The organism is Quadrisphaera sp. RL12-1S (assembly GCF_014270065.1).
GTDB lineage: Bacteria > Actinomycetota > Actinomycetes > Actinomycetales > Quadrisphaeraceae > Quadrisphaera.
Window position 1 is genome coordinate 460436 of sequence record NZ_JACNME010000004.1, and the last position, 18259, is coordinate 478694.

At 75.4% G+C, this 18259-nt stretch carries 18 protein-coding genes, 1 pseudogene and 1 riboswitch; of the genes and pseudogenes, 9 read left to right on the forward strand and 10 right to left on the reverse strand.

The window, feature by feature from the left end:
- Window positions 1-12: 12 nt before the first annotated feature.
- The 4 genes and pseudogenes from H7K62_RS23815 to H7K62_RS10725 form a co-directional block, all read right to left on the reverse strand.
- Window positions 13-534, reverse strand: a pseudogene (locus tag H7K62_RS23815) (recombinase family protein); the annotation flags it as partial.
- 59 nt (window positions 535-593) lie between these two features.
- On the reverse strand, window positions 594-1532 hold the full coding sequence (locus H7K62_RS22440) for a MetQ/NlpA family ABC transporter substrate-binding protein (RefSeq protein ID WP_255479961.1): 939 nt from the start codon (window positions 1530-1532) through the stop codon (window positions 594-596).
- A complete protein-coding gene (locus H7K62_RS10720) occupies window positions 1519-2346 on the reverse strand; it encodes a methionine ABC transporter permease (RefSeq protein WP_186717895.1) in 828 nt (275 codons plus the stop codon). Before H7K62_RS10720 ends, H7K62_RS22440 begins: the two co-directional genes overlap by 14 nt.
- Window positions 2343-3410, reverse strand: coding sequence for a methionine ABC transporter ATP-binding protein (locus tag H7K62_RS10725; RefSeq protein ID WP_186717896.1), 1068 nt, complete (start codon window positions 3408-3410; stop codon window positions 2343-2345). Before H7K62_RS10725 ends, H7K62_RS10720 begins: the two co-directional genes overlap by 4 nt.
- Before the next feature lie 292 nt (window positions 3411-3702).
- Window positions 3703-3814: riboswitch (SAM riboswitch) on the reverse strand.
- 134 nt (window positions 3815-3948) lie between these two features.
- Here H7K62_RS10725 and H7K62_RS10730 point away from each other — a divergent pair.
- Entirely contained in the window at window positions 3949-4692 is a 744-nt protein-coding gene (locus H7K62_RS10730) for a maleylpyruvate isomerase family mycothiol-dependent enzyme (protein WP_255480099.1), read from the forward strand.
- A gap of 80 nt (window positions 4693-4772) precedes the next feature.
- Here H7K62_RS10730 and H7K62_RS10735 read toward each other — a convergent pair whose 3' ends face one another.
- Genes H7K62_RS10735 through glgC form a run of 3 tightly spaced genes read right to left on the reverse strand, consistent with a single transcriptional unit; the run spans window position 4773 to window position 8101 of the window.
- The gene (locus tag H7K62_RS10735) at window positions 4773-5450 is read right to left on the reverse strand and encodes a pentapeptide repeat-containing protein (RefSeq protein WP_186717898.1); all 678 of its coding nucleotides are present in this window, start codon (window positions 5448-5450) and stop codon (window positions 4773-4775) included.
- Window positions 5440-6711: an NAD(P)/FAD-dependent oxidoreductase gene (locus H7K62_RS10740; protein ID WP_186717899.1), complete on the reverse strand. Its 1272-nt coding sequence runs from the start codon at window positions 6709-6711 to the stop codon at window positions 5440-5442. The genes H7K62_RS10735 and H7K62_RS10740 overlap by 11 nt, the downstream gene beginning before the upstream one ends.
- A gap of 46 nt (window positions 6712-6757) precedes the next feature.
- The gene (gene glgC / locus H7K62_RS10745) at window positions 6758-8101 is read right to left on the reverse strand and encodes a glucose-1-phosphate adenylyltransferase (protein ID WP_255480100.1); all 1344 of its coding nucleotides are present in this window, start codon (window positions 8099-8101) and stop codon (window positions 6758-6760) included.
- Window positions 8102-8118: 17 nt separating this feature from the next.
- On the opposite strand from glgC, the gene glgA reads away from it, so the two are divergent.
- Entirely contained in the window at window positions 8119-9372 is a 1254-nt protein-coding gene (gene glgA / locus H7K62_RS10750; RefSeq protein ID WP_186717901.1) for a glycogen synthase, read from the forward strand.
- 9 nt (window positions 9373-9381) lie between these two features.
- On the opposite strand, the gene H7K62_RS10755 is transcribed toward glgA, so the two are convergent.
- The gene (locus tag H7K62_RS10755) at window positions 9382-10245 is read right to left on the reverse strand and encodes a hypothetical protein (protein WP_222437369.1); all 864 of its coding nucleotides are present in this window, start codon (window positions 10243-10245) and stop codon (window positions 9382-9384) included.
- A 34-nt stretch (window positions 10246-10279) separates the two neighbouring features.
- Here H7K62_RS10755 and H7K62_RS10760 point away from each other — a divergent pair, with 34 nt between their 5' ends.
- The 6 genes from H7K62_RS10760 (at window position 10280) to H7K62_RS10785 (ending at window position 15029) form a co-directional block, all read left to right on the forward strand.
- Window positions 10280-11065 carry an ABC transporter ATP-binding protein gene (locus H7K62_RS10760; protein WP_186717902.1) on the forward strand — a complete coding sequence of 262 codons (786 nt, stop codon included), beginning with the start codon at window positions 10280-10282 and terminating at the stop codon, window positions 11063-11065.
- A 91-nt stretch (window positions 11066-11156) separates the two neighbouring features.
- Window positions 11157-11648 (forward strand): NfeD family protein, encoded by a 492-nt coding sequence (locus tag H7K62_RS10765; RefSeq protein WP_186717903.1) that lies wholly within the window; start codon window positions 11157-11159, stop codon window positions 11646-11648.
- A 3-nt stretch (window positions 11649-11651) separates the two neighbouring features.
- Window positions 11652-12842: an SPFH domain-containing protein gene (locus tag H7K62_RS10770; protein ID WP_186717904.1), complete on the forward strand. Its 1191-nt coding sequence runs from the start codon at window positions 11652-11654 to the stop codon at window positions 12840-12842.
- Window positions 12843-13080: 238 nt separating this feature from the next.
- A complete protein-coding gene (locus H7K62_RS10775) occupies window positions 13081-13221 on the forward strand; it encodes a hypothetical protein (RefSeq protein ID WP_186717905.1) in 141 nt (46 codons plus the stop codon).
- Between the two features lie 8 nt (window positions 13222-13229).
- A complete protein-coding gene (locus H7K62_RS10780) occupies window positions 13230-13418 on the forward strand; it encodes a hypothetical protein (RefSeq protein WP_186717906.1) in 189 nt (62 codons plus the stop codon).
- Window positions 13419-13430: 12 nt separating this feature from the next.
- On the forward strand, window positions 13431-15029 hold the full coding sequence (locus tag H7K62_RS10785) for a cryptochrome/photolyase family protein (protein WP_186717907.1): 1599 nt from the start codon (window positions 13431-13433) through the stop codon (window positions 15027-15029).
- Between the two features lie 305 nt (window positions 15030-15334).
- Here the strand turns inward: H7K62_RS10785 and H7K62_RS10790 are convergent, their stop codons facing one another.
- Window positions 15335-15631, reverse strand: coding sequence for a helix-turn-helix domain-containing protein (locus H7K62_RS10790; RefSeq protein ID WP_186717908.1), 297 nt, complete (start codon window positions 15629-15631; stop codon window positions 15335-15337).
- 66 nt (window positions 15632-15697) lie between these two features.
- Between H7K62_RS10790 and map the strand changes: the two genes are divergently transcribed.
- On the forward strand, window positions 15698-16459 hold the full coding sequence (map, locus tag H7K62_RS10795; RefSeq protein WP_222437370.1) for a type I methionyl aminopeptidase: 762 nt from the start codon (window positions 15698-15700) through the stop codon (window positions 16457-16459).
- Between the two features lie 9 nt (window positions 16460-16468).
- On the opposite strand, the gene H7K62_RS10800 is transcribed toward map, so the two are convergent.
- Entirely contained in the window at window positions 16469-18163 is a 1695-nt protein-coding gene (locus H7K62_RS10800) for a SpoIIE family protein phosphatase (protein ID WP_186717910.1), read from the reverse strand.
- Between the last annotated feature and the right edge of the window lie 96 nt (window positions 18164-18259).

Here is an 18259-nt window from a genome sequence, read left to right on the forward strand (position 1 = left end):
ACGCCCCGAGCCGGCAGAACGGCGGTGGCTCTCAGCCGCCCGTCTGCTCATGTCGGCGGACGACTCCGCCGCGTGCCACGCGAAGAGGCGAGCACGTTCACGGCCCTCCGCTGAGGACAGGTCGAGGTCCCCCGTCAGGCTGGCGAAGTGCACGCCCGTCGCGTCCACCAGCCCGATCGCGTCCTCCAGGTCGCGGACGTCTCTCACGAGCCGGTCGAGGTGGGGAACGAGCACCGCATCAACTCGGCCGTCCCTGACGTCGCGCTGGAGGCGGGTCCACTGGCGGCGGAACACCCTGGTCTCGGACGAGGATGACTGGGCCGACCTCGTGCCGCGTCGCTTCCAGGCCGAGGTGTGGTTCTCCGTGTAGTGGCGGATGCTCGACTGCGGGACACCCGAGGCGAGCAGGTGACCGTCGGCGCTCAGGACCTGCCTGGCGATGCCGAGCCAGGACGTGCGGTCATCGGAGATGCGGGTGTACACGGCCCACGCGCGGTGATCCACAGGGGGCAACCTAGAGATCGGGTACGACACTCGTTCGATGCGGCAGGTGTGACGCAGCCGGGCGCCCGGCTGCGAGGGGAGGGGGTGGGTCAGCCGGCGTTCAGCGGCAGCAGCACGCCCTTCACGGACGGGTCGTTGGCGAGGAACGCCTGCACCTTCGGGTCCTGGAAGGTCTCGACGAGCTTCTTGACGTTGTCGGCGTCCTTCCACGTGGAGCCGATGGTCAGCTGCCCGGCGAACTCGTCCGGAGGGGTCGGCGCGAAGATCTGCTGCTCGAGCGGGATCTTGGCCGCGAGGTAGTACTCGGTGTAGCCGACGGCGGCGTCGAGGTCGGGCAGGGCCCGGCTCTGCGCGCCGAAGTCGAGCAGCGTGAACTTCAGGTCCTTGGGGTTGGTCGCGATGTCGTCGACCGTCGCGGAGCCGACGTCCACGCCCGGCTTGAGGGTGATGAGCCCGGCCTGCTGCAGCACGTACAGGCCCTGCGCCTCGTTGGCGGGGTCGGAGTACAGCGAGACCGTGCCGCCCTGGGGGATCTCCTGCGGGGTCTTCCACTTGGCCGACCACAGCCCGAAGCCCCAGCGGAACACCGGCGTGGCGGCCTCCTCCTTGAAGTCGGGGTTGGCCTTCAGCACCTGCCCGAGCCAGAGCTTGTGCTGGTAGATGGTGCCGGCCACCTCGCCGTCGCTGACGGCGCGGTTGATGGTGTTGGAGTCGGCCAGAGCCTTGAAGGCGATGGTGATGCCGTGCTCGGGGGCGACGTCCTTGGCGATGTACTCGATGAGCGCCTGCTCGCGGGCGTTGCCCTCGGCGGTGGCCACGTACAGCGTGGCGCCGGGGGTGGTGTTGGCGGTCTCGGTGCCGCCGAGGCGGGGGACCACCACGGCGGCGGCCACCGCGAGCACGGCGACGGTGCCGCCGGCCACCCAGGGCCACCGCCGGCGCTTGCGGACCTCGAAGCCGTGGCCGGCTCCGCCGCCGTCGGTGCCGTCGGGGCCGCTGCTGGTCTGGCGGGTCTCAGTGGTGGACATCGGTGAGCTCCTTCGGGGACGTGCTGGCGCTGGGGGCGGTGGAGGACGACGACGACGAGGGCGCCGCGCCGGGCGTGCTGCTGCTGCGCTGGCGCGGGAGGCGGCGGCGCGAGTGGGGGGTGGTGGCGCGCACGGCGGCGTCGCCGAGGGCCTGGACGGCGGCGACCAGGGCCACCAGCACGACGATCGTGGTGATCATGACGTTGTGGTCGAAGCGCTGGTAGCCGTAGGTGACGGCCACGTAGCCGATGCCGCCGGCGCCGATGGTGCCCGCGATGGCCGAGTACTCGATCATCGCGATGGTGTTGATGGTCAGGCCGCCGAGGATCGACGGGACGGCCTCGGAGAGCTTGACGCTGGTGAGCACCTGCAGCGGGGAGGCGCCGGAGGCGCGGGCCACGCGGACCAGCGCCGGAGGCACCGAGCGCAGCGAGTTCTCGACGATGCGGCTGAAGAACGCCGTCCCGGCCAGCGCCATCGGCACCACCGCGGCGGGGATGCCGATGTTGGTGCCGGTGACGAACCGCGTGAACGGCACGAGCGCGGCCATGAGGATGAGGAACGGCAGCGACCGCCCCACGCTCACCACCGCGGACAGCACCTTGTGCAGCACCGGCCGCGGGGTGAGCCCGCCCGGCCCGAGCGCGTCGAGCGCCACGCCCAGCGGCACCCCGAGGACGACGACGATCGCCATCGTCACCCCGACCATGACGAGCGTGTCGCCGAGGGCCGGCAGCACCAGCGCGGGGATCTCCGCCCAGGTCAGGTCGGTGCTCGTCGCGGCCAGCACGGGGGAGAGCAGGACCGCGCTCATGCCACGACCTCCAGGGTCTGCCCGAGCGTCTGAGCGGCGACGCGCTGCTCCGCGGCGTCCGAGGCCTCGCGCTGGGCGTGCAGCCCCAGGCCGATGAGGGCGGCCTCGACGTCGTCGTCGTCGAGGTGTGCGGGGGCGCCGACGACGGCGTGGCCCACGGCCACCCCGGCGACCGTGCTCAGCGACGCGCCCAGGAGCTCCAGGTCGGAGCCGAGGGCGCGGGAGGCGCGCACCAGCCAGTCGGCGGGGACGCGGTTGCCCGCGTGGCTGACCACCCAGACCGAGCGCTGGGCCGCGCTGCCGTCGTCGGCCGGCTCCGAGCCGGCGTGGGCGCGGCGCGGCAGGAGCGCGCGGCCGAGCGGGGACGACGGGGTGTGCAGCAGGTCGACCAGCGCCCCGTGCTCGACGATGCGGCCGTGGTCGAGCCGCGCGACGGTGTCGGCCACCGCCACGACGGTGTCCATCTCGTGCGTGATGAACAGGACGGCCAGCTGCAGGTCGTCCCGCAGCTCCTTGAGCAGCGCGACGATGCTCGCGGTGGCCTGCGGGTCAAGGCCCGAGGTCGCCTCGTCGGACAGCAGCACGCCGGGGCGCAGCGCGAGGGCGCGGGCGATGCCCACGCGCTGGCGCTGGCCGCCGGACAGCTCGTGCGGGTAGCGGTGGGCCTTGTCCGCCAGGCCGACGCGCTCGAGCAGCTCGGCCACCCGTGCCTTGCGCTGCGCGGGGACCACGCCGAGGTGCTTGAGCGGCAGCTCGACGTTCTGCGCGGCGGTGCGGCGCGTGAGCAGGCCGTCGGCCTGGAACACGGTGCCGATGCCGCGGCGCGCCTCCCGCAGGTCCTTCTCGGACAGTTCGGTGAGGTCGCGGCCGCCGACGACGACGGCACCCGACGTGGGGCGCTCCAGCAGGGTGGTGCAGGCGGCGAGGGTCGACTTGCCGGCGCCGGACGGACCGACGACGGCCGTGATCTCGCCGGGGGAGACGGTCAGGTCGAGGGAGTCCAGCACGGTGGTCGCGTGCTGGCCCTCGCCGTAGGTCTTGGTGAGCGACCTGAGCTCGATCACGGCTCGATCACCGTGGCCTCCAAGGTGGGTGGGGGTGGTCCGGGGCAGGGGGCATCGCCCGCTGGCGGTCACGCACAGTGACGGCAAGCGGGTGGTGCGGGTGTGCCGCGAGGGCGGCGGAGGGGGTGCGACGCGCGGTGCAGGGACCGCTGCCGGGTCCCGGGAGGGGCCGCCGGTGCAGCGGTGCAGGTGCTGGTGCCGGGGTCGCCGGCGGGTCAGCGGGCTGCGGTCAGGCGCGTCGCCAGCGACAGGAGTCGCTGGTCAGGGCGTGCATCAGCACGTCGTCTCCTCGGAGTCGTCCTTGCCCGTGCCGGTGAGCACGGACCTGGTCTTCACCCGGAGCACCCCATGACGAGCAGGGTTGCCGGCCAGCGAGCCGGGGCTTGGCGCTGGCGCTCATGACCTGGGCAGGACCGTAGCGGGTCGATCGCCCGCGAGTCAACGCTGCGTCACGACGAGCGTGTCAGGATCTTCACGCCGGCTGGCACGCGGCGGCCTGCCGCGCGGCTCCCGGGGCCGCTAGCGTCCGCGCGTGGACATGACGCGCGCCGCGGACCTGGTCGAGAGGGAGGCCGGGCGGCTCGCCGCGGCCCTGCGGCCGGAGGCGCTCGCCGTCGTCGTCCCCGGCTGCCCGGGGTGGACGGTGGCCGACCTCGCCCGGCACACCGGCGGGGTGCACCGGTGGGCGCGCGCGGCGCTGGGCACGGCCCCGGACGGCTCTCCGGGGGAGGAGCCCTCCGGGCCCCAGGACGACGACGCCGTGCCGGCCTGGTTCGCCGAGGGCGCGGCGGCGCTCGTGGCCGCGCTGGCCTCGGTGTCGCCCGCAGCGCCGTGCTGGACGTTCGCGGCCGTGGAGGCGCCGGCGACCGCCGCCTTCTGGGCGCGGCGCCAGGTGCACGAGACCGCGCTGCACCGCTGGGACGCCGAGTCGGCGCTCGCGGCTGCCGGCCTGGGCGCTGCGCTCGACCCGGCGACGTGGCTGGAGGAGGACGTCGCCGCGGACGGCGTGGCGGAGGTCGCCGGCGTCATGCTCCCGCGGCAGGTGCGGCTCGGGCGCACCCCGGCCCTGCCGGGCGCGCTGGCGCTGGAGAGCCCGTCGGGTCGCTGGGTGCTCGGTGGAGGCGCCGAGCCGGTGGCGGAGGTCAGCGGGCCGGCGCCCTCGCTGCTGCTCCTGCTGTGGCGGCGCACGGCGCTGGTCGAGGAGCTGGACAGCGGCCGGCTGGCGCTGGCGGGCAGCCGCGAGGCGGCGGAGCGGCTGCTCTCCGGCGCCCTCACCCCCTGACCTCCTCCCCCCTCCCCCCGACGATCAAGGACGTTGCACCCGCGGTGCGGGTGCGTCTTCCTTGATCGTCGCGGGGGGCGTCAGAGGACGCGCAGGCCCAGGTGGGCTGCGAGGGCGGGCGCCAGGTCCACCAGCTGCACCGCGTCGACGGCGCACCCGCGCAGCCCGTCGGCGCCGCGCAGGTCGGTCAGGGTGGCGCCGCGCAGGTCGACGTCCTCGCAGCGCGCTCCCGCCAGGTCGGCGTCGGTGAGGTCGCTGCCGGCGAACGCCACCCGCCGCAGCTGGGCGCCGGTGAGGTCCGCGCCGCGCAGGTCGCAGCCGTCGAGCACCACGTCGGTGAGCTGCGCGTCCCGCAGCACCGCTCCGTCGAGCCGGCAGCGCCGCAGCACCACCCGGTCGAGCCGCGCGGTCGGCAGTCGCAGCGCCGAGAGCCGCGCGTCCGCCACCTCGGTGTCGGCCCAGTGCGTGCGGCTCGCGTCCGCGCCCACTGCGGAGACGCGCCCCCACCGGCTCCCGGCGATCCGCATCCCCGCGAGCAGCGCTCCGTCGAGCACGGCGTCCTCCACGGAGCTCTCCAGCACCGCCAGCCCCTCGAGCCGCGCCTGGGCCAGCTCCGCGCCGTCGACCAGGGCGCAGTCCCACCGCCCCGACAGCAGCACGGAGCGGTCGGCCAGGTCGAGGTCCGGCAGGACGACGTCGGGCGGGCGCGGAGGCGTCGGTCCCGCGCTGCCGCGGCGCCGAGGTGGCCTAGTTCCCATGATCACGGAGGGGAGTCAGGAAGCAGGAGGGCGGCTGCTCGCCGTCGAGCAGGAGCCGCACGGCGGCCCGCGCCGCGACAGCGCCCACGAGGTTGCCCGTGCCGCAGTACCCACCGACCGCTGCCACCTGGCCGTCGGGACCGTCGTCGACGAGCCCGCACAGCGCTCGGCCCTGCGCCTCCGGCGCGGTGTAGCCGACGGAGGCGCCCCAGCGGTGGGCGACCTCGTCGGGGCGCAGCGGGCGCCCGAGCAGCCGCTCCGCGACGCGCTCCACGTGCGCCTGCACCGGCGGCGTCGGGTCGGTGGAGGTGGTCCACTCAGCGTCCCGGTCGACGTCGCGCCCGCCCCCGACGAGCAGCCGCGGGCCCTGCCGGCCGGGAGCCCCGTCGTCGACCTGGGCGTAGTCGTAGCCCCACCGCTCGTACACGCCGCAGGGCACGCGCTCGCGGACGCGCGCGGCGTCGTCGTCCAGGGGGGCGGTCGCGAGCATCTGCAGCCGCGCGGTGCGCACGCTCGGCGCCCGTCCGCCCAGCTGGGGGAGCAGGACGTCGAGCCTGCCGTCCACGGCGACCAGCACCACGCCCGCGCTCACCGCGCCGCGGTCGGTCTCCACGCGGCCGGGGCTGACGCGCCGCACGCGGGTGCCCTCGTGCAGGCGGATGCGCTGCTCGCCGTGCGCGCGCCGCACGTGCGCGAGCACGCCCAGGTGGCGGACCACCGGGTTGGCCTGCGCGTCGTCAGGCAGGAACAGCCCCTCGCCGGCGGCGCCGGAGACCTCCTCGACCGCGATGCCGTGCTCGCGCAGGGCCGCGGCCTGCGCGGCGCAGTCGGCGAGCTCACGGGCGCGCTCGTCGTCGTCGACACCCACCCCACCGGCCAGTCGCAGCGAGCCAGCGCGGCGGACCACGGCGCCGGGTAGAACCTCCGCGAGGTGGTCGAGCTCGGCGAGGGTCTGGCGGTACAGCCACGCCGCGGGCTCGGCGCCCCAGTCGCGGACGGCGTCGTGGAAGGACGGCGCGGTGCCGCCGAGCAGCAGGCCGCCGTTGCGGCCGGCGGCTCCCGCGGCGACGCGCCCGGCGTCGACGCCGACGACGGTCAGGCCGCGCGCGGCGAGCTCCTCCACCGCGGCCAGGCCCGAGCCCCCGAGCCCGACCACGCAGGCGTCAGCGGTCGCGTCACCCCCGAGCGGCGGCAGGCCCGGCCAGGACGCGACGCGAGGGTCGGCGTCCCAGCCGGGGGCGTTCCTGTCGACTGTGATCACGGGCGGAAGGCGCTCGGGAGGTCCATGATCACGGGGGAGGGGGAGGTCAGGGCTCCACCGTCTGGTGCTTGCCGACGATGGTGATGCCCGACTCCGTGACCGTGAAGCCGCGGGCGCGGTCGCGCTCGGGGTCCACGCCGACCGTGGAGCCCTCGGGCACCTCGACGTTCTTGTCGAGGATGGCCCGGCGGACCACCGCGTGGCGGCCGACCTTGACGCCGTCCATGAGCACCGACCTGTCGACCGACGCCCACGAGTGGACGTTGACGCCGGCGGCCAGCACGGAGTCCTCCACGAGCGCACCGGAGACCACCGAGCCGGGACCCACCACCGAGTTGATGGCGTGCCCGATGCGGCCCTGCCAGCCGTGCACGAACTTGGCCGGCGGCAGCGGCGGCTGCTGGCTGTAGATCGGCCACTCGTAGTTGTAGAGGTTGAACACCGGGTGCACCGAGATGAGGTCCATGTGGGCCTCGTAGTAGCTGTCCAGCGTCCCCACGTCGCGCCAGTAGTCCTTGTCACGCGGGGTCGAGCCGGGCACGTCGTTGTCGATGAAGTCGTAGACGCCCGCGCGGCCCTGGTCCACGAACCACGGGACGATGTCGCCGCCCATGTCGTGGCGGGAGCCCTCCAGCACCGCGTCCTTCGTGACGGCCTCGGTGAGCGCCTTCGCGTCGAAGACGTAGTTGCCCATCGAGGCCAGCACCTCGCCGGGGGAGTCCGGCAGGCCCTGCGGGTCCTTCGGCTTCTCCAGGAACGCGCGGATCTTGCGGCGGTCGGTGGGGTCCACGTCGATGACGCCGAACTGGTCGGCCAGGGCGATCGGCTGGCGGATCGCGGCGACGGTGGCGGCCGCCCCGGAGGAGATGTGGCTCTCGACCATGGCCGAGAAGTCCATCCGGTAGATGTTGTCCGCCCCGACCACGACGATGATGTCGGGCCGCTCGTCGTTGATGAGGTTGAGGTTCTGGTAGATCGCGTCAGCGCTGCCCAGGTACCAGTGGGGGCCCCGGCGCTGCTGCGCGGGGACCGGCGTCACGTAGTTGCCGAGCATCGTCGACATGCGCCACGTCATGGTGATGTGGCGGTCGAGGCTGTGGCTCTTGTACTGCGTCAGCACCACCGACTTGAGGTAGCGCGAGTTCACGAGGTTGGACAGGGCGAAGTCCACCAGCCGGTACGTCCCGCCGAACGGGACCGCCGGCTTCGCGCGGTCTGCGGTCAGCGGCATGAGCCGCTTCCCCTCGCCGCCGGCCAGGACGATGGCCAGCACCTTCGTTGCCATGGCGCAGACCCTAGTGCGCTGGTCACGTGGCGCACACGTGGGCCGCCCCGACCGCGCGTCGGGTCTTGGAAGGACCGGCCGGAGCGCGCGTCCGGGGGCGCCCAGGGTCTAGGTTCCCGCCCATGCGCGTCGACGTCCTCACCCGTGAGTACCCGCCGGACATCTACGGCGGAGCGGGGGTGCACGTCGCCGAGCTGGTGCGGGTGCTCCGCCAGCTGCACCCCGACGGGCCCGGCGGCGCCGCGCTCGACGTGCGCGTGCGGGCCTGGGGCCTGGCCGACGGCGAGCGCGACGAGCCGGGGACGACGAGCCACCCCGAGCTCGCGGAGCTGTCCGGCGCCAACGCCGCCCTGCGGGTGCTGGGCGTGGACCTGTCGATGGCCGCGACCGTGACCGCCGACGCCGGTGCCGTCGGCTCGACCGACCTCGTCCACTCCCACACCTGGTACGCCAACCTCGCCGGCCACGTCTCCGGCCTGCTGGCCGGCGTGCCGCACGTCGTCACCGCCCACTCCCTGGAGCCGCTGCGCCCGTGGAAGGCCGAGCAGCTCGGCGGCGGGTACGCCCTGTCCAGCTGGGCGGAGAAGACCGCCTACGAGGGCGCCGCCGCCGTCATCGCCGTCTCCGCCGGCATGCGCGCCGACATCCTGCGCTGCTACCCCTCCCTCGACCCCGCGCGCGTGCACGTGGTGCACAACGGCATCGACGCCGAGGCGTGGAGCCGCGACGACTCCACGCAGGCCCGTGACGCCGTCCGCGCCCTCGGGGTGGACCCCGACCAGCCGAGCGTCGTCTTCGTCGGCCGGACCACGCGGCAGAAGGGCCTGCCGCACCTGCTGCGCGCCGCCGCCCAGCTGCCGCCCGAGGTGCAGCTGGTGCTCGCCGCCGGCGCACCCGACACCCCGGAGATCGCCGCCGAGGTGGCCGGGCTCGTGGCAGACCTCAAGGCCACCCGCTCCGGCGTCGTCCTCATCGACAGGATGCTGCCGCGCACCGACGTCATCCGGCTGCTGTCGGCCGCCACGGTGTTCGTCTGCCCGTCGGTGTACGAGCCGCTCGGCATCGTCAACCTCGAGGCGATGGCGTGCGGCGCGGCCGTGGTGGCCAGCGCCACCGGCGGCATCCCCGAGGTCGTCGCCGACGGCGAGACCGGCTGGCTCGTGCCCATCGACCAGGTGCAGGACGGCACCGGCCGGCCCATCGACCCCGCGCGGTACGAGGCCGACCTCGCCGCCGCGCTCACCGCCGCCACCTCCGACCCCGCCGAGGCGCACCGCCGCGGCGAGGCCGGGCGCCGCCGCGCCGTGGCGGAGTTCGGGTGGGAGGCCATCGGCGAGCGCACGCTCGCCGTCTACCGCGCCGCGCTCGCGGGCTGACCCCCGCCGTCAGCGCTGGGGTGCGGTGCCGGCCAGCTCGGCGGCCGCGGCGTTGACCGCCACGGCCAGCGCCCGGCGGGCCACGCCGTCCACCTCGCGCAGCGACCGCGCCCGCTCGAGGGCCTCGCTGCTGGAGACGGCGGCGCCGTCGTCCTCGCTGGCCAGCTCCACGATGGCCCGCACCCGCGCCGCGGAGGCCACCACCCGCACGGCGCGGTCCGGGCAGCCCGGCGGGAGCTCGCTGGTGGCCAGCGCGCCGTCCCGGACAGCGGTGATCCTGTCGGCGGCGTCGTCCCGCCAGCGGGCCACGTCGAGGCCGGCCAGCACGCGCGTGGCCTCGGTGAGCCCGGTGCGCAGCGACCTGTCGGCGTCGGCGAGGGTGGTGCCGTCGGGCGCCTTCGGCGACCACGTGGGGAAGACCCGCCAGGTGACCTCGGCCCCTGGCTCCCACGCGGAGCCGAACCACGAGACGTGCGGCACCAGGCCGAGGCGGCCGACGCCGTCGAGGAGCAGCAGCTCACCGTCGACGAGCACCGCCTCACCGGCCTCGACGGCCTCGGCGCTGAACTCCGCGGGGCCGGGCAGCCCGGCCGGGTCCCCGGGGGCCGGCAGCGCCACCCGCAGGCAGCGGGCTCCGGCGGAGGCGAGCCCGGCGAACAGCTGCGCCAGGGGGGCCCCGCCCGGGTCCCCCGGAGCGCCGGGCGAGCCGGCCGGCCCGGTGTCCTGCCAGCCCGGCAGCGGCTCACCGCCGGTGACGCCGTGGGGCTCGTCGGAGCCGACGACCGCCCGGACCGCGGTGGCGGGGTCGGTCCGTCCGGAGAGCAGCGCGCTGCCCCAGGCAGCCAGGCGCGCCGAGCGAGGGAGGTGCAGCACCGAGACACCGTAGGCGCCGACTAGGGTCGGCGCCGTGGTGGAGGTCCTCGCGATGGAGCAGGTGACGGTGGTCCGGGGAGGCTCGGAGCTCGTCTCGGGGGTCGACTGGCGCATCGGCGAGGGGGAGCGCTGGGTGGTGCTGGGCCCCAACGGCGCCGGCAAGACCACGCTGCTGCAGATCGCGGCGACCCGCATGCACCCCACCCGCGGCACGGTCCGCGTGCTGGGCGAGCAGCTGGGCCGGGTGGACGTCTTCGAGCTGCGGCCCCGCATCGGACTGGCCAGCGGCAGCCTGTCCGAGCAGGTCTCGCGGCAGGAGCGGGTGCGTGACGTGGTGGTCACCGCCGCCTACGGGATGGTCGGCCGCTGGCGCGAGCAGTACGACGCCGCCGACCACGCCCGCGCCTCCGCGCTGCTGTCCGTGATGGGCGTTCACGGCCTGCGCGAGCGCCGCTTCGGCACCCTGTCCAGCGGCGAGCGCGGCCGCGTGCTCATCGCCCGCGCGCTCATGACCGACCCCGAGCTGCTGCTGCTCGACGAGCCCGCCGCCGGGCTGGACCTGGGCGCCCGCGAGGACCTGCTGCGGCGGCTGGCGCGCTTCGCCGCTGACCCCACGGCGCCCACGAGCGTGCTGGTCACCCACCACGTCGAGGAGGTGCCCGTGGGCACCACCCACGCGCTGCTCCTGCGCGCCGGGAAGGTGGTCGCGGCCGGTCCGGTGGGCGAGGTGCTGCGCGACGGCCCGCTGTCCACGGCGTTCGGCCTGCCGCTGGCCGTGGAGCGCGTCGGCCAGCGGTTCACGGCCCGCGCCATCGGCTGACCCGCGAACGGGTGATCGTCACCCGCGTCACAGGCGCCTCACGGGTGACAGGCCCTCGCCGCCTGTCGGTGCCGCGGCCTAAGGTCGGTGCATGGCCGCGCTGTGGTGGGTGATCGGGGCCTTCGTGCTGGCCGGGCTCGAGGTCTTCGTCCTCAACCTGGTCTTCGGGACCCTCGTGGTGGGGGCTCTGGCCGGGTCGCTGGCGGCCCTGCTGGGCGGTGACTTCACCGTGCAGGCCATCACCGCCAGCGTCGTCTCCCTCGTGGGCCTGGCCGTGGTGCGGCCGCTGCTCGTCAAGCGCTTCAAGGTGGAGGGGCGCTTCACCGCCACCGGCACCGCCGCCAACGTCGGGCGGCCCGCCCGCGTGGTCGCCGAGGTCAGCGAGCTCGGCGGCCGCGTGAAGCTCGCCGGTGAGGAGTGGTCGGCCCGCTCCGCGGATCCTTCCGCCGTCTTCGCCGTCGGCGCGACCGTGCACGTCACCGCCATCGACGGCGCCACCGCCGTGGTGGCCGCCCCGCCCGTCGCACCCAGCGACCCCGCCGCCGGCGCCTCGCCGGCGGCTCCGCGCCAACCGGAGGGCTGACCCGTGGACCCCACAGGCTTCCTGCTGACCGTCGTCCTGGTCCTGCTGCTGATCTTCGTGGTCATCACGGTGGTGCGGGCGGTGCGGATCGTGCCGCAGGCGTCCTCGCTCATCATCGAGCGCCTCGGCCGCTACTCGCGCACGCTCGAGGCGGGCCTGCACGTGCTGGTGCCCTTCGTCGACAGGGTCCGCGCCCGAGTCGACCTGCGCGAGCAGGTGGTGACCTTCCCGCCGCAGCCGGTGATCACCTCCGACAACCTCGTGGTGAACATCGACACCGTCATCTACTTCCAGCCCACGGACCCGCGGGCGGCGGTCTACGAGATCGCCAACTACATCCAGGGCATCGAGCAGCTGACCGTCACCACCCTGCGCAACGTCATCGGCTCGCTCGACCTCGAGCAGACCCTCACCAGCCGCGACCAGATCAACGGCCAGCTGCGCGGCGTGCTCGACGAGGCCACCGGCCGCTGGGGCATCCGCGTCAACCGCGTCGAGCTCAAGGCGATCGACCCGCCGGCGTCCGTGCAGGACTCCATGGAGCAGCAGATGCGCGCCGAGCGGAACCGCCGCGCGGCCATCCTCACCGCCGAGGGCTCCAAGCAGAGCCAGATCCTCACCGCCGAGGGCGAGAAGCAGTCCGCGGTGCTGCGGGCCGAGGGCGCCGCCCAGGCCGCGATCCTCAAGGCGCAGGGCGAGGCCCGCGCCATCCAGCAGGTCTTCGACGCCATCCACCGCGGCGAGCCCGACCCGGGCCTGCTCGCCTACATGTACCTGCAGACGCTGCCCAAGCTCGCCGAGGGCCAGGGCAACACCACCTGGGTCATCCCCGCCGAGCTCACCGAGGCGCTGCGCGGCATCGGCTCGGCGCTCGGGGGCCGCGACGGCGCCCCCGACGCCGGCTGGGCCGCCCAGGTCCGCCCGCGGCGGGAGCGGCCGGCGGCCGGTGCGGACAGCGGTGTCGACGACGCCTTCGCCGACACCCAGCTGGAGGACCCGTCGGTGGCGCTGCGCGCCGCCCGCGAGGAGGCCGAGGGCGCCACCCGCGAGGCCGAGCGCAGCACCCCGGAGACGCGCGGCGCCGCCGCGCCCCAGGCCACCCGCCAGGCGCCGGCCGCACCCCAGCCCGCAGCCCCGGCCGCTCAGCCGCCGGCCGCGCCTGAGCCGCCCGCCGCCCCCAGCGGCCCGCGGTGACCGCCGGTCCCCAGCAGCCGCCACCGCCGGACGTCCCCGGGTACGGGTACGGGTACGCACCCGCCCCCGGGGTCCCCGGGGGGTGGTCGGCCCCGGGGGCGCCGCCGTGGGCGCACGTCCGCCCCACCAACACCAAGGCGATCCTCGCGGTGGCGCTGCTGTGGGTCCCCGTCGCGCCCATCGTCTTCGGGGCCTCGCCCGCCGGGAGATCACGCGCACCGGCGAGGGCGGCTACGGGATGGCCACGTGGGGGCTCGGCCTGGGCATCGCCTACGCGTCGCTGTACGTCCTGTACTTCCTCTTCTTCGTCGTCTACGCCCTCGCGATCCTCGGCCTCGCGTCCCACGCCTTCACCTCGACCGGAGGTCTCGCACCGTGAACCCGCTGGTGAGCCTCGTGCTCCTCGTCACCGGTCTGCGCACCGGCCGCGCCGTCGCCGCCAGCGGGGGCGCGGTGCCCGCCGTCGCCTCCGGGGCCCTCGCCGCGGGCCTGGTCGGCGCGGCGGCGTTCCTGGGCCTGCTGGGCGTCGTCGTCGCCTGCTGGGCGTTCGGGCTGGCGGTGCTGCTCTTCCTCTGATCGGCTGGGCCCGTGCCGGACGATCGCGCGCCCCAGACCGTCCGCTGGCTCTTCGCCGACCAGCTGGGCCCGCACTTCCTCGACGACCCCCACCAGCGCGCCGTGCTGGTGGAGTCGACGCGGGTGTTCGCGCGCCGGACGGTGCACCGCCGCAAGGCCCACCTCGTGCTGTCCGCGATGCGCCACCGCGCTGCCGAGCTGGGGGAGCAGGCCGTCCACGTGCGCGCGGCCACCTACCGCGAGGGCCTCGCGCTGGCCGCCGAGCAGCTCACCGACGACGAGCGCGCCGCCGGCCTCTCGGTGAGCGACCCCACCTCCTACGCCGCCCGCCGCTTCGTGCGGTCCCTGTCCGGCCGGCACGACGACGACGTCGAGAGCAGCGGCAGCTCGGACCTGCTGCCGCTGCGGGTGCTGCCCGCCCGCGGGTGGGCCGTCACGCAGGACGAGTTCGCCCACTGGGCCGGGCGGCGCGGGGAGCCGGGCCAGAAGCGCCTGCTCATGGAGGACTTCTACCGCGAGGTCCGCAAGCACCACCACCTGCTCCTCGAGGGCGACGGCGAGCCGCTGGGCGGGACGTGGAACTACGACCACGAGAACCGCGAGCCGGCCCCTCGCGACGGCACGCTGCGCGAGGTCGCCGGGGTGCCGGAGCCGTGGTGGCCGAGCGAGGACGACATCGACGCGCAGGTCCGCGAGGACCTCGACCGGATGGCGCGCGACGAGGGCGTGCGGTTCGTGGGAGAGGACGGCCCGCGCCGCTTCGCGGTGACGCGCCGGGAGGCGCTGCACGTGCTGCGCGACTTCCTCCAGCACCGGCTGGAGGCGTTCGGGACCTACGAAGACGCGATGCTCGCCGACGACCGGTGGATGGCGCACTCCTTCCTGTCCGTGCCGCTCAACCTGGGCCTGGTCCATCCCGTGGAGGTGGCGCAGCGCGCGGAGGCCCAGCACCGCGAGCACGGCACGCGCCTGGCCAGCACGGAGGGCTTCGTGCGGCAGGTGGTGGGGTGGCGCGAGTACGTGTGGCACCTCTACTGGCACCTCGGCGAGGACTACGGCCAGCGCAACGAGCTCGGGGCCACCGAGCCGCTGCCGGAGTGGTTCGCCGACCTGGACGCGCAGGGCGAGGTGCGCGCGGCGTGCCTGTCCGACGTGCTCGGCACGGTGCGCGAGGAGGGCTGGGCGCACCACATCCCGCGCCTCATGGTGCTGGGCGGGTACGCGCTGTCCCGCGGGTGGAACCCCCAGGAGCTGACCGACTGGTTCCACACCCGGTTCGTGGACGGCTACGCGTGGGTGATGGCCGCCAACGTGGTGGGGATGAGCCAGCACGCCGACGGCGGGGTCATGGCCACCAAGCCGTACTGGTCGGGCGGGGCCTACATCGACAAGATGTCCGACTACTGCGGGCGGTGCCCGTACGACCCCAAGAAGCGCCTCGGAGAGGACGCCTGCCCCTTCACCGGCGGGTACTGGGCGTTCACCGCCCGCCACGAGGAGGTGCTCGCCGCGAACCCGCGCACCTCGCGGGCCGTCAGCGGACTGCACCGGCTCAAGGACGCCGACGCGGTGGTGGCGCAGGAGGCCGACCGCGGCTCCAGCGCTCCCTGAGCCCCCCACCCCTCCGTGACGATCAAGCACCCCCGCGCCCCACTCCCTCGTGACGATCAAGCGGCTGCGCGTCACTTCCCCGTGATGGCTGAGCGCCCGATGGCCAGGTCAGCGGTTCGCGGGTGGCGGTCCGAGCTCGGCCAGCCCGCAGGTGCGTTCCCTCGGCTGGGTCCTGTCGGACGCCGAGCGACCGTCCCCTGCCGGGGGCACGTCCGGACCGGAACCCCGCCAGCTGCGCAGGGACGCGACGGGCGCCGCGGCGTTCGGGGAGGTGGCGCGGTGGTGCTTGATCGTGGTGGGGAGAGTCAGGAGACGAGGCGCTCGCCGTCGTCGTCCTGAGCGGTGGGGATGGCGGCGGCGTGGTCGCACAGCTGGGCCCACAGCGCGTCCAACGACAGGCCGAGGACCCCCGCGACGGCGGCGACGGTGGGGAAGGCGGGAGTGGCGACCCGGCCGGACTCGATCTTGCGCAGCGTCTCGGGGGAGATGCCGGCGTCGAGGGCGGTGGTGAGGACGGTCCGGTCGCCACGGGCCTCTCGCAGGAGGGCGCCGAGGCGCTGGCCGCGCTCGAGCTCGTCAGCGGTGAGGGGCACCCGGACCATGAGCGAATCCTATACCGGTATTAGTATCCCATCCATGAGCGCGGGGACGAACCGGTGATCGAGGTCATGGACGCCACCCAGGTGCCGCACGCGCGCGCCGCGGGAGCGCTGGTGGGCCAGATCCTCGCCGAGCTGCGCAGCCGCACCCGCGCCGGCACCAACCTGCTCGAGCTCGACGCCTGGACCCGCGAGATGCAGCGCGAGGCCGGGGCGGTCTCCTGCTACGTCGACTACGCCCCCTCCTTCGGCCGCGGCCCCTTCGGCCACCACCTGTGCACCTCCGTCAACGACGCCGTGCTGCACGGGCTCCCGCACGACCGCGCGCTCGCCGACGGCGACCTGGTCTCCCTCGACCTCGCCCTCTCGCTGCGCGGCGTGGTGGCCGACGCCGCCATCAGCTTCGTGGTGGGGGAGCGACCCACCGCCGAGGACGCAGCCCTGATCGACGCCACCCAGCGCGCGCTCGCGGCGGCCGTGGAGGCCGCGCGGCCCGGTGCGCGGGTCGGGGACGTCTCGCACGCCATCGGCACCGTGCTCACCGCCGCGGGGTACCCGGTGAACCTCGACTTCGGCGGACACGGCGTGGGGTCGACCATGCACCAGGACCCGCACGTGGCCAACCACGGCGAGCCCGGCCGGGGCTACCGGCTGCGGCCGGGGCTGCTGCTGGCGCTGGAGCCGTGGGTCATGGCCGACACCGCTGAGCTGGTCACCGACGACGACGGCTGGACGCTGCGCAGCGCCACCGGCTGCCGCACCGCGCACTCCGAGCACACGGTGCTCATCACGCCCGGCGGCGCGCAGGTGCTCACGCTGCCGCCGTCCTGAGCAGCCCGGTCAGGCGGGGCGCAGCCGGACGGCCAGCAGCGCGACGTCGTCCTCGGGGTGGGCCGGCAGGAGCCGGCGCACCACGGCGTCGCACAGCTGCTGCAGCGGCAGGTCGCGGAAGGTCTCCAGCGCGGCGCGCAGCTGCTCGAGCCCCGTGTCGAGAGGTGTGCCCCGGCGCTCCACCAGCCCGTCGGTGCAGATCAGCACGGTGGCGCCGGGGGCCAGGTCGGCCACCTGGTCGGTGCGCACCGACCCGCCGGTGAGCTGCTCCATGCCCAGCAGCAGCCCGGACCTGCCGGGCAGCACCCGGGCGGGGCCGCCGGGCTCCACCGCCAGCGGCGGCAGGTGCCCGGCGCTGCACCAGCGCAGGAGCGCACCGCCCAGCGCCAGGTGCGCCTGCTCCCGCTCCAGGCGCGCCACCAGCGCCGTGGCGGTGGTCTCCACACCGAGCCGCGCCATGGCCGAGTCGACCGTCGCCAGCAGGTCGGCGGGCGGGGTGTCGCCGGCCACGCCGAGCCCCCGCAGGATGCCCCGGACCTGGCCCATGTCGGCGGCCGCGCGGCTGTCGTGGCCCACCACGTCACCGATGACGAGGACGGGCCCGGAGGGCTGCGCGAACGCGTCGTACCAGTCGCCGCCGACGTGGGCGCTGTGGGCGGCGGGCACGTACCGCACCGCCACCTCGCAGCCCGGCAGCACCGGGGGAGCGGTGAGCAGGGAGCGCTGCAGCGCCTCCCCGAGCCGCTGCTGCTCGTCGCGCAGCCTCGCCGACTCCACGGCGAGCCCGCCGCGGCGGGCCAGGTCGGTGATGAGCGCGACGTCCTCGGCGTCGGGCGCCGCGCGGCCCTGGTCGGTGTAGCAGGAGAGCAGCCCCACCAGCCCGTAGCGTCCGCGCAGCGGCACGATGACCAGGGACGACGGGTCCAGCTGCGCCATGGCCGCGCGCGCCCCGGGGTCTTCGACGGCGGCCCCCATGAGCGCCGCGGCCTCCCGGGCCAGCACCACCGGCCGCCCCTGCAGCAGCGGCTGGAAGACCGACCGCGCCGCCGCCAGGGCGTCGGCGCCCGGGCCGTGGTCGGCGCTGGCGGCCACGTGGGCGGTCTCCAGCGCCAGCCGGGCCACCAGCGGCAGACGGCGGGAGTCGCGGTGCCACCAGCCCGCGGTGCGGACCATGCCCCTGATGAGCTGGTCGTCCCCGTCCACCTCGCTGACCAGGCACCAGTCCGCCAGCGCCGGCACCACGAGGTGCGCCAGGCGCTCGCTGGCCTCCCGCACGCCCACCGCGCCCCCCAGCTCCGCACCGGAGCGCGTGAGCAGGCTGTTGCGGCGCGCGCTGCGCTCGGCGGCTTCACGGTCGAGGTGGCGCGCGGTGACGTCGGTGGTGCTCGTGGCCAGGCCGTCCCCGTCGGGCCAGGCCCGCACCTCCAGCCACCGCGGCGGGTCCACCGAGGCCTGCACCTCCACCACGGTCTCGCGCTGCTCGGCCACCGCCGTGCGCCACGCGGCCGCGATGGCCGACCCCCGCGACTGGGGCAGCACGTCCCACACGACGGACCCGACCATCGCCTCGCGCGTGGACCCGGCCAGCCGCGCCGAGGCGGCGTTCACCCAGGTGAAGCGCCACTGCGCGTCGAGCAGGGCGAAGCCGTTCGGGAGCGCTTCGAGCAAGGCCCAGGCGCGCTCGGGCGACAGTGCGTTCCGCACGGCAGCAGCGCTGCCAGCCGGGTCCCCCACCACGCGCCACAGTGTGGGGCCGGGCACCGACACCCCACCACCGCGGGTGCCACGTAGTGTCGCCGG